At 39.5% G+C, this 11,767-nt stretch carries 9 protein-coding genes and 1 pseudogene; 4 read left to right on the top strand and 6 right to left on the bottom strand.

What is annotated here, in order from left to right; all coding sequences use genetic code 11:
• Positions 1 to 48 precede the first annotated feature (48 nt).
• Both araD1 and B2Y23_RS01190 read right to left on the bottom strand, forming a co-directional pair.
• Positions 49 to 1,047, bottom strand: a complete 999-nt coding sequence (gene araD1, locus B2Y23_RS01195; protein WP_291356761.1) for an AraD1 family protein — start codon at positions 1,045 to 1,047, stop codon at positions 49 to 51.
• Between the two features lie 4 nt (positions 1,048 to 1,051).
• Complete coding sequence (locus B2Y23_RS01190; protein ID WP_291356759.1) at positions 1,052 to 2,362, bottom strand: MFS transporter; 1,311 nt, start codon at positions 2,360 to 2,362, stop codon at positions 1,052 to 1,054.
• 166 nt (positions 2,363 to 2,528) lie between these two features.
• Between B2Y23_RS01190 and B2Y23_RS01185 the strand changes: the two genes are divergently transcribed.
• The 3 genes from B2Y23_RS01185 to B2Y23_RS01175 all read left to right on the top strand — a co-directional run bounded on the left by B2Y23_RS01185 (position 2,529) and on the right by B2Y23_RS01175 (position 6,047).
• Positions 2,529 to 4,262: an IlvD/Edd family dehydratase gene (locus B2Y23_RS01185; RefSeq protein ID WP_291356757.1), complete on the top strand. Its 1,734-nt coding sequence runs from the start codon at positions 2,529 to 2,531 to the stop codon at positions 4,260 to 4,262.
• A gap of 80 nt (positions 4,263 to 4,342) precedes the next feature.
• A complete protein-coding gene (locus B2Y23_RS01180) occupies positions 4,343 to 5,059 on the top strand; it encodes a FadR/GntR family transcriptional regulator (RefSeq protein WP_291356755.1) in 717 nt (238 codons plus the stop codon).
• 37 nt (positions 5,060 to 5,096) lie between these two features.
• A complete protein-coding gene (locus tag B2Y23_RS01175) occupies positions 5,097 to 6,047 on the top strand; it encodes an NAD(P)-dependent oxidoreductase (protein WP_291356753.1) in 951 nt (316 codons plus the stop codon).
• Between the two features lie 205 nt (positions 6,048 to 6,252).
• On the opposite strand, the gene B2Y23_RS01170 is transcribed toward B2Y23_RS01175, so the two are convergent.
• The 4 genes from B2Y23_RS01170 to denD all read right to left on the bottom strand — a co-directional run bounded on the left by B2Y23_RS01170 (position 6,253) and on the right by denD (position 11,148).
• Positions 6,253 to 7,572, bottom strand: a complete 1,320-nt coding sequence (locus B2Y23_RS01170) for an MFS transporter (RefSeq protein ID WP_291368516.1) — start codon at positions 7,570 to 7,572, stop codon at positions 6,253 to 6,255.
• 313 nt (positions 7,573 to 7,885) lie between these two features.
• Entirely contained in the window at positions 7,886 to 8,764 is an 879-nt protein-coding gene (locus tag B2Y23_RS01165) for an NAD(P)-dependent oxidoreductase (RefSeq protein ID WP_291356750.1), read from the bottom strand.
• Between the two features lie 3 nt (positions 8,765 to 8,767).
• Positions 8,768 to 10,141, bottom strand: a complete 1,374-nt coding sequence (locus B2Y23_RS01160) for an MFS transporter (RefSeq protein WP_291356747.1) — start codon at positions 10,139 to 10,141, stop codon at positions 8,768 to 8,770.
• 14 nt (positions 10,142 to 10,155) lie between these two features.
• Positions 10,156 to 11,148 carry a D-erythronate dehydrogenase gene (gene denD, locus B2Y23_RS01155; RefSeq protein WP_291368514.1) on the bottom strand — a complete coding sequence of 331 codons (993 nt, stop codon included), beginning with the start codon at positions 11,146 to 11,148 and terminating at the stop codon, positions 10,156 to 10,158.
• A 351-nt stretch (positions 11,149 to 11,499) separates the two neighbouring features.
• Between denD and B2Y23_RS01150 the strand changes: the two are divergent.
• Positions 11,500 to 11,767: pseudogene (locus B2Y23_RS01150) on the top strand (SMP-30/gluconolactonase/LRE family protein); the annotation flags it as partial.

The following is an 11,767-nucleotide window of genomic DNA, read 5'->3' as shown; positions in this document are numbered from 1 at the left end:
GGTACCCGCTATAAAGTTGTGGCCGATATTATTCATAATATTAATTCCTTAAAGAGTAATGACTGAGCCAATTGGTAGTTCAGGTTGAGTAGGTGCGAGTTTATTTACCAATGGTTGACCAAACTCTTTCATTTCAATTTCAAATTCATCGCCAATTTCAGCTTTCATACCATCTGCAAAAGACAAGGTCGCTGTACCGAAGTAGTGGATATGTACATCTCCAGGCTTGAGGAACTGTTGATATTTGAAATGGTGATATTCAAGATTAGTCAGGCTATGACACATATTGTCTTCACCTGAAAGAAACTCTTTTTCCCAGATCACTTCACCATTACGTTTCAGCCGGCTTTTACCTACCAAATGTTTAGGCAGATCTCCCGTTCTTAATTCCGGGCCATAACTGCAAAAACGTAATTTTGAATGTGCAAGATATAAATAATTACGGCGTTCCATCACATGATCTGAATATTCATTGCCTAGTGCAAAACCAATACGATACGGTTTTAAATCCGGGCCAATCACATATAAACCGGCAATCTCAGGTTCTTCACCCCCATCTTCAGCAAAAGGAGGCAATGGTAATTCTTTCCCAGGACGTACAACAATTGAGCCATCCCCTTTATAAAACCATTCTGGTTGTGCACCCACCTGACCTGCTTCAGGTTTACCTTTTTCTAGTCCCCACTGGAACATGCGCATGGTATCTGTCATCGAAGCCGGATCATTCAGGTTCTGTTGATGCATCTTGTCGCGTGCGGATGCTGATCCTAAATGGGTCAAGCCTGTTCCCGAGATAAAACAATGAGCAGCATCCGGATGATCCAATGGTGGCAAAACCTTATGATGCTCTAACAGCTCAGCATAGTCATAACGTTGTTCTACAAAACCTAATATCTCAACTTGCTTTTCAAGCGAAAGACCTTTTTCTATTGCTAATAATGCAAGCTCACGTACAGTAGTCACTGTATTAATCTGAGATACCTGATTGTTTTCTACGACGCCTATTGCACGCTGATTAGAATGATCTTCAAACTGAATAATATTCATGCTGCTATCCTTTAGCATTTTCATTAATGTTCATTGTTTTAGATGTTTTGGTCTCAAATTTTGCATAGACGAAATATGTCAAAATCAAACCAAAAATCATGACTATTGTTAAAAAGTACAAACCTGAAGCCATGTTGCCGGTGTATTGCTTCAATAAACCAATTCCAAATGGACCGATATAACCACCCAGATTTCCAACTGAGTTAATAAGAGCAATACCTGCTGCTGCGCTGGCACCTGTCAAGAAGCGTCCAGGAAGTGTCCAGAATACGGCTGTGGTTGAAAATAGACAGAATGCAACAACAGAAAGAGCGATCAATTGCATAACAGGAGAAGTTAGCCATGCACTAAAGAACATGCCACAAGCTCCTAAGGCATATAAGAAGCTCAGGTGTCCATAACGGTCATTTAATTTATCTGTACTGCGGGGAATAATAAGTAGACCAATAATTCCGAATACATAAGGAATACTTGAGAGAAAACCTACTTGTAAATCTGAACCACCACTAAACTGCTTGATAATGGTGGGTAACCAGAGATTTAAGCCATAAATGCTTAAAGTGACGGGTAGATAATACAAAGCAAGAGTCAATACACGCTTATCTTTTAAAGCATGAAGCGGATTTCCATGACGTGTTTGATCATATTCAGCTTCATCTTTAACCAGCTCATTACTTAACCAAATTTTTTGTTCATTACTCAGCCACTTAACACTATTAATTTTTTCTGGAAGATAAAGCAAGGTAGGTAAAGACAATAACACTGCCGGTAAACCGACCATCACAAATAACCACTGCCAGCCATGCATATTGGCAATACCGTCCATGCCCAATAATGCACCTGCCAAAGGCCCGGCTACCATCATGGCAATCGGCTGAGAAAGAATAAACATCCCCATGATTTTTCCACGATGGCGCACTGGATACCATTGGGTGATCAGATATAGTACTCCTGGAAAGAAGCCAGCTTCAGCTACACCGAGTAAAAATCTGAGGATATAAAAACTGTAAGGTCCTTGAATGAGTGCCATTGCCATGGTGATTAACCCCCATGTAAGCAGAATTCTGGCAAACCACTTTCTTGCGCCAAACTTGTCTAAGAGTAGATTACTTGGCACCTCAAATAAGAAATAACCAATAAAGAATAAACCTGCACCTAATCCATAAGCCGCATCACCTATTCCTACATCTGCCCCCATATGTAAATGAGCAAAACCGACTGCCGCACGATCAATATAAGCAACTAAATATAAGACCACTAAAGCGGGTATGAGCTTAAATGTTACCTTCCTGATGACATCCTTCTCGAATTCCATATTCGACTCCATTTTCCATTTCTAGTTTTAGCTTCATGCTGAAAGAGGAATTTACCAGAATAAAATATAGTATTACTATTTAAATTGTAAACCCTTTTAAAAGCATTTTATTTACTGTATTTTAGTTTTAATGTTTTTAATAGTAATACTATATAGGGATATAGAGATGTCTAACAAACAACCTTTACGCTCAGCTGCATGGTTTGGGACAACCGATAAAAATGGATTTATGTATCGTAGTTGGATGAAAAATCAGGGGATTCCAGATCACGAGTTTGATGGACGACCAATTATTGGTATTTGTAACACCTGGTCAGAATTTACACCTTGTAATGCACATTTCCGTAAAATTGCTGAGCATGTCAAAAAAGGTGTTTTAGAAGCTGGCGGCTTTCCAGTTGAGTTCCCGGTTTTCTCCAATGGAGAATCCAACTTACGCCCTACTGCAATGCTTACCCGTAACTTAGCCAGTATGGATGTAGAGGAAGCAATTCGCGGTAACCCCATCGACGGCGTTGTCTTGTTAACAGGTTGTGATAAAACGACTCCTGCTTTGCTCATGGGTGCTGCAAGTTGTGACGTTCCTGCAATTGTGGTGACAGGCGGTCCTATGCTGAATGGCAAACATAAGGGTAAAGATATCGGTGCGGGTACTATCGTCTGGCAGATGCATGAAGAATTAAAAGCAGGAAAAATTGATTTAAATGAATTTTTATCAGCTGAATCTGGTATGTCACGTTCAGCAGGAACCTGTAATACCATGGGTACAGCTTCTACAATGGCATGTATGGCAGAAGCTTTAGGAACCTCTTTACCCCATAATGCGGCAATCCCTGCGGTAGATTCTCGTCGTTATGTATTGGCGCATTTATCTGGTATGCGTATTGTAGATATGGTGAAAGAAGATCTGCGTCTTTCTAAAATTTTAACTAAAGAAGCTTTTGAAAATGCTATCAAAGTTAATGCTGCAATTGGTGGTTCAACCAATGCTGTTATTCATCTGAAAGCAATTGCTGGCCGAATCGGGGTTGATCTGGAACTGGATGACTGGAACCGTGTGGGTCGCGGTATGCCAACCATTGTTGATTTGCAGCCCTCAGGGCGCTTCCTGATGGAAGAATTTTATTATAGTGGTGGATTGCCAGCAGTATTACGTCGTATGGGTGAAAATAATCTACTTCCCCATCCTCAAGCATTAACTGTCAATGGTCAATCGATCTGGGAAAATTGCCAAAACTCCCCTATCTACAATGATGAAGTGATTCGTCAAATTGATAACCCACTTCGTAATGATGGGGGGATGTGTATTCTTAAAGGTAATTTGGCACCAAAAGGCGCTGTATTGAAACCGTCTGCGGCCTCCCCTGAATTAATGAAACATCGTGGACGTGCTGTAGTCTTTGAAAACTTTGATGACTATAAGGCACGTATTGTTGATCCAGATCTTGATGTAGACGAAACCTGTGTCTTGGTACTCAAGAATGCCGGTCCAAAAGGTTATCCAGGCATGGCAGAAGTCGGAAATATGGGATTACCTCCAAAAATTCTGGCAAAAGGAATTACCGACATGGTTCGTATTTCTGATGCACGAATGAGTGGTACTGCATATGGCACGGTAGTCTTGCATGTTGCACCAGAAGCTATGGCCGGTGGTCCTTTGGCCGCTGTTCAAAATGGTGACTATATTGAACTCGATGCTTATGCCGGAAAATTACACCTGGATATTTCTGATGAAGAATTGCAGCAACGTTTAGCCAATTTACCAGAACCACCAAGACCAAGCTTTATTGGGGGCTATCGTCAGCTCTATGTAGATCATGTACTTCAGGCAGATCAAGGCTGTGACTTTGATTTTCTGGTAGGTTGCCGAGGCTCTGAAGTACCCCGACATTCACATTAAGTGGCTAAAATTTAGATGATCTTGTGAAATCATAAGGTCATCTATACCATAATGAGATCATAAATGGTCAATTGTAAAATATGAGTAATGCCGACTATAAAAATCCTGTTCCAAGTAAAAGCCAACATGCTCTTATTGTTCAGCAATTAGGTCTAAAAATAGTATCTGGCGAAATACCGGAAAATGCAAAATTGCCTTCAGAGGCAGAGTTATGTGAAGAATTTCAAGTCAGTCGACCGGTATTTCGTGAAGCTATTCGTGTTCTGAATGCCAAAGGCCTGACCTATTCTCGCCCTAAAATTGGTACGGTTGTTCGCCCTAAAGATGAATGGCATTTACTTGATCCGGATATTTTATACTGGCTTATACAATCCACCCCTGAAAATGAATTTTTTAAAACTTTATCTACTGTACGTCGTGTATTAGAGCCGGAATTGGCTTATATCGCAGCAAGTACGGCGACAGAGGAAGATATAGCACGCATTAAAAAAGCGTATGCAGGGATGGAACAGGCAGAAAGTATCGAAGAGTTTATCCAGCCGGATATTGACTTTCACCTTTCAATTGCCAAAGCAACTCATAATGATTTATTGGCATATATGTCAAAAATGCTGGTTTTACCTTTGCAGCAGGCAATCCAGGTTACCAGTTTAAGACCGAATTTACAGAACCATTCATTGCCTCGGCATAAAGCAATTTTAACTGCAATTGAAAATAAAGACCCTCTTTCTGCACGTCATGCCTCGCTGGTGCAGTTAGAGGATACTAAAATGGCATATGATTTAATTAAAAAATAAGTCATACGCAGTACCACTATGTAGACATTAAAGATTTATGAATACCGTAAAAGTTACCTGTGTTGAAAAAGGCGTATTACTAAATAAAGCATTTCAATTTAATTTCCCTGTTGAATACACTGAATATGAGCAGTTAAGTCAGCAACAGTTTTATGATCAGGTCCATGATCAGGATGTGCTCATCATCAGTGACCTGAAAGTTGATGAACAGATTCTGGACAATAATCCGAACTTAAAGTTACTGGCACTTTGTTCCACAGGTTACGATCATGTAGATGTCGATTTATTAAAGTCTAGAGATATCAAAATCTGCAATATTCGTGGCTATGCTGGCGATGCAGTGGCTGAACATGCATTTGTCCTGATGATGAACCTGATCAAAAATTTCGACTCCCAAGTTAAAGCGGTTCGCGATGGGACCTGGTCAAATAGTCCAGTATCTTTCTATCTTGCAGCGCCCATCCGTGAACTCAAAAATAAAAATCTGGTCATTGTAGGTAAGGGCGAAATCGGTCAATCGCTTGCAGAAAAAGCCCAGGCATTTGGTATGAAAGTTACCTTCAGTGAACGTAAGAATGCTACCACCTGTCGTGAAGGATATGTTCCATTTACACAGGCAATTCAGCTTGCTGATGTGCTGTCCTTGCATTGTGAGTTGAATGATGAAACCCGTTTTATGATTGATCGGACTGTACTCAGTCAAATGAAAAAAGATAGCATTTTGATTAATGTAGGCCGTGGCGGTTTGGTTCATAGTGAGGATGTTGCAGAAGCATTAATGAATCAGCAGATTGCAGGTTTTGGTGCAGATGTGCTGGACCAGGAGCCTCCTGCAGCCGATCATCCCTTGTTAAAACTCAAGCATCCAAATGTCATGATTACAGCGCATATTGCTTGGGCTACTGATGAAGCTCAAGAACGACTGTTCTCTATTTTGGAGAGTAATGTGAACCAGAATATTTTAGGTCATGATCAAAATCTGGTTTAGTTCAATTTATAAAAGAGAGTATTAAATAAAAAAACTAATATAAAAAATAGGACGGTTCATTATTACGATGCCCGTCCTATTCATTTAGCTGGATGAAACCCACATGAAAGCCAAATCCTTTAACTCAAATATAAAAATGGATAAGACTGTAGCACCCTCAATCCATGAGGAAACTACAGTCGAAATTTATGGAATTAATCAGGAATTAAACAGGTTTTAAATGATCTTTCTTGTCCAGATAGCCCAAGATAACTTGCAGCAACACACCAATCAATGCACAGACTGACATTAAAATAAAGTAAAGTGTATAACCGGTTGCATTATGCCATCCTCCAAAATTCGTCAGTAATGAACCCATGAGAATGGGGGCAATCGCTCCTCCCACATAAAGGGCCACGGTAATGATACTGTTCGCTGTACCCATGGCATCTTGCTCGGCATAATCTGATGCTGTGGCATAATAAATTGGCCAGATTGCATTGGCAGAGAAACCAAAAATTAATTGAATAATAATGACAGAAATTACACCTTGGGTTAAACAGAAACTGGCAATACCAACAGCCATCCAGATTCCACAAAGAATGAGTGTTTTACGGCGTCCAATTTTATCGGATAAAGAAGGCCAGAAAATTTGCCCCATAATTCCTGTAATTGTAAATACGGCACTTAAACCTGCCGCTTTAGCAAGATCTAGTCCCACAATATTATAAAGATATGCAGGAAAAATAGTCAGGAAACCAAGATATACAATGTGTGTAATTAAGGTACTACCCGCCGTAAATAAAATACCGCGTGACTTTAAAGTTCTTTTTAAGGAACCTTTCTTCGCAGCAGCTGGATTTAAGGATTTGGTTTCTAGACATGGATTATCTGTCGGTGGAGTAAGTCCTCGATCTATACATGCATCATGAAACTCATCATAGCGTTTCTTGTTTGAATAAATAGCCCAGAATGTTAATACCGGTACTGAAATCATGATGCCGAGATAAAATGCATAACGCCAGTTTTCAGGACCAAAATAATAAATAATTGATGCCATTACTACCCCACTCAGCATTGCACCAACGGGATAACCAGCATGGTGGGCACCGATTGCAAATCCTCGGTGCTCTTTAGGCCACCATTCTGCAGTGTTACTCACCCCGATGGGTTCGGCTACCCCACAACCAATGGACACCAATATCCGTAAGATAACAAACTTATAGAAAGTATTACTAAATGACATGATGCCAGAAAGTAAGGACAGAAAAGTAAATCCGACAATCAAAGGCCACTGGAACATAGCACGTTTCCAGCCCGGTGCTTTTAAATCACAATAGGCACTTACCGGAATACTGAGTAAGGCTAGGGACACAGTAATAGCGGCAATGGTATAGCCCCACTCTGTGGGTGTAAGAGAGAACTCTTCACAAATCATGACTGCCGCGCGGAATATGAGTTCACGATCATATGCAATAACCAGCCAGATTAACCAGCAAACAACAAGAGACACCCATGAATGCCGATGAACTTTTTTTAAACTCATTCTCTTTCCCTATTTATTAACCACCTGAAAATGGTTAATTCCATCCATTCTTATTCTGAATAATTTTATTTAATAGAGAATTTCTCTATTTAATAAAATATAAAAAAATATAGTTCTATCGATTTTGAAATTCCAATTACATTTTCCCAACATTCGATAACTCAGTCCTATCGATATATATTTTATTTTAAAAAACATTGATTTAAAAATAGATATTAAAATGTATTAAATATTTTAGAATTAAAAATAATATATTTAAAATAAAAAAACTGGCTATTTAAAAGCCAGTTTTAAAAAATATCAAGAGATATAGCTATACCTCTATATTATTAAGCCTTTTTAATTCACGAATTAATCCTGAATGATCTAAGGCTCCATCGCCATGATGGACCATATCTGAAAAGAGCTGATCTACCAATTCCGCTACCGGCAACTTTAATTTTAATTTCTGTGCATAATTTATAGCAGTATGAGTATCTTTTAACTGAGTACTCGCTGCGCCTCCTGGTTTAAAGTTTTGACTTAACATACGTTCACCATGCTGTTGCAAAATAGGAGAGTCAGCAAATCCACCAGTTAATGCCTGCTTTACTTTATAAGGATCAGCCCCGCCTTGCTGAGCAAAGAGCAAACCTTCTGCCACGGTAGCAATCGTACTCGCCACAATCATCTGGTTAACCAGTTTGGCGAGCTCTCCACATCCGGCAGCGCCCACCAAGACTGCTCTGCCCATAGAATTTAGAACAGTTTGGGCTTCAGTAAAGGTATCTTCCTCACCACCCACCATAATAGCTAGAGTCGCATTTTGTGCACCTTTTTCACCGCCTGAAACAGGTGCATCCAGGTATCTTAATCCTAAGGATAAACATCGTTCATTTTGATGTTTTGCAGTTTCTACCGGGATTGAACTCATGACAATCACAATACTATTTTTCTTTAGTTCAGAGATCGCTCCATCTTTTTGGAACAGGACTTCATCACAAGTTTTTCCATCACTCAGCATTACAATAAGAAGATCAACATCTCTTCCAACTTCCGATAGCTGATGACAGACTTGTGCGCCCGCCTCTTCTAATGTTTTCAATTTAGAAATTGTTCTATTCCAAACCTGAACCTGGTGACCATCCTTGATTAAGTTCATAACCATGGGTGTGCCCATAATACCGGTTCCCACGAATCCAATCCTTGCCATGTTTTATACTCCTTGATTGGGTTGGGCTTTCAGATTTAATTTTTCTTTTTCTATCTGTTTGCCATTTAATCGCGCGAGTACCAATAACCCGATCCCGCCAATCGCAACAAATCCAGCGATGACTAGAAATGCAGTAGTATAAGTACCAGTCGTGGTATATAAGTACCCTGTTAAATATGGCCCTGTAAAACCACTTAAGTTACCTACAGAGTTAATCAGTCCAATACCAGCGGCGGCACCTACTCCCGTCAATGTCTGACCTGGTAGTGTCCAGAAAATGTTAATCGCACTAAACACTCCAATTGCCAGGAAAATAAACCCAACAATAATAGCCCAGGGCTGGTTGACAATTAATGCGATTGCAATTGCACTTGCCGCCATAAGAGCTGCACAAGCACCATGCTTATGACGTTCCTGTTTACGATCCGAGCGTCGGCTCCATAAAATCATACCTACAGCAGCGAATGCATATGGAATTGCAGTTAAAAGACCATTTTGAATTAAACTGATTTCCATGCCAAAGGTATTACGGAATGACTCCAGCACACTTGGCAAGAAGAAGAACATGGCATTTGAACCAGAAGTAATGCCAAAGTAAACAATGGCCATAATCCATACCAATGGATTTTTAAACACTTGTTTAATAAGCGCTGACTTAGTTAAATGAGAGTCAGCAGCTTCAGTTTTTTCAAGTTCTTCTCTCTCTAAAGTTCTCATTAACCATTGACGCTGTTCTGTAGTGAGCCACTGAGCTTCTTTAGGCGTATTGGTTAAGTATTTAAGACAAATGATCCCTAGAATGATGGATGGAATGCCCTCAAGCACATACATCATGCGCCAGCCTTCATAACCGATAGTATTACCCCATTGCATCAGTCCAACTGAAATAGGTGCGCCAATAATCTGGGCAATTGGGAGACCTAAATAAAATGTGGCAAATACACGTGCACGATATCGCGCTGGAAACCACAAAGTAAGATAGAAGATCACACCAGGAAAAAAGCCAGCTTCCGCAATACCAAGTAAAAAACGCAAAACGATAAATTGGGTTCCATTTTGGATAAAGCCCATTAAGGCAGCAATGATTCCCCAAGTAATCATGATACGCGCGATCCAGATTCTGGCACCGAAGCGATGTAGCAGTACATTACTCGGAACTTCGGCAATAAAATAACCAAGGAAAAAAATACCAGCGCCTAAGCCAAATATCGTTTGAGTAATGCCAATTGCATCATTCATATGCAAAGCAGCAAAGCCGATATTTGTTCTGTCTAAAAATGCCATTACAAACAGAATAATAAGAAAAGGAATAATTCTTTTTGAAATACGTTTAATGGTCTGCTCTTCTAAAGCAGATTTAGCTTGAATATCTTCCATAATACTGTCTCACTTTAATTAGCTATCTCAGCTATTAATTCCTGGGTATCTTCAATATGCGCCTCGATGATGCTTTCAAAATTCTTATCCGCTTTGAAACCGAGTGATTCAGCATATTCAGCTTTAACTCGCACTGGCCAACTTTTCACAATACGTTGAATGGTTTTATCTTCTTGCCACTGCACGAGATCTACTGCGGATTTTCCTGCAATTTTTTCTAGGGCTTCCAGCATTTGCTGAACGGTCACCGTTAAACCAGGTAATGGAATAATGCGCTGATCGGATAACTGATCCGGAGAAATAACCGCTGCGTGAATCATTGAGTCAACACAGCGACGTGGAGAGGTGATAAATACTGGCGTATCAGCTTGGACAGGACAAACCGCAGTTTCACCTTTGAGCGGTTCACGAATGATCGAACTAAAAAATGTTGAAGCAGCTTTATTGGGCTTACCTGGACGAACAACAATTGTAGGTAAACGTAATACTCGCCCATCAATGAAGCCTTTACGTGAGTAGTCTGAAACAAGTAATTCGCCTACTGCCTTTTGCATGCCATAGGACGATCTAGGTGTGACGACCGTGTCATCTGTAACTACTTCTGGTAGAGCACCTCCAAATACAGCGCAACCGCTGGCAAAAATAAATCGGGGTTTGATCCCGTGCTGTCTTACCGATTCAAGTAAGGTCAACAAACCATACAAATTGACTTCCATACCTAGATCAAAATCAGCTTCTGCAGCAGAACTTACCACAGCAGCTAAATGCCAAATAACATCTACATTTTTAGTAATTTCTAATACCTGTTTTTTATCAGTAATATCGCCGATCACAACCTGAATTTTTGGATCTTCAGGAATGTCCTCTCCTGCAAAGGCATCGAATAATATGATTTTTTCTACGGATTGAGCAGCTTGTCCATCTAGTTTGATAGTCCCTAATTTCAAGATTTTTCTAGCTATCTGTTTGCCTATAAAACCAGTTCCACCAGTAATAAGTATATTCATAGGTAATCCTTCCCTAATTTAAGAATCAGACGATTTACATCGTAGATGAGTCAAATTAAGGAGGATGATTAATAATTACCAATGAATTATTCCTCAATATCGATAACTTTTTAATATCAATATGAATGCGTAATTCAATAGAAATTTATATTCAAAGACTTATATACCTAATTCTTATTATTTTTTATTTCAGAATATCGCTACTTTAGGTTTAATAACTTCTGTTTATCAAAGATTGATATTTCATCATTAGTAATTTCTTAAACTAAATTATAATTTACTTAGAAAGTATATTATTTTTCAATAAATTGAATGCCTATTAAATAGAGATCATCTTTCAGGATAATGTAAATGGAAATTAAAGTATTTGTTGATGTTAAGACACGTTTAGGTGAAGTACCGACATGGGATCCTGTTCGTCAACGATTATTTTGGGTAGATATATTTGACGGTCGCTTGTTTTCCTGTGATGAGCAAGGTAAAGACCTGAAAGCTTGGGAAACCCTTCAAAAGATCGGATCTTACGCATTACGTGAAAATCATAATGGAGCAATTGTTGCATTAGAAAATGGGCTGCATAGCCTAGATTTTGATACTGGCGATTTAGAATTTATTGATC

The sequence above is a fragment of the Acinetobacter sp. UBA5934 genome (genome assembly GCF_002430855.1).
In the GTDB taxonomy this organism is placed as follows: Bacteria; Pseudomonadota; Gammaproteobacteria; order Pseudomonadales; family Moraxellaceae; genus Acinetobacter.
This window is presented reverse-complemented; position numbering and strand designations above follow the sequence as displayed.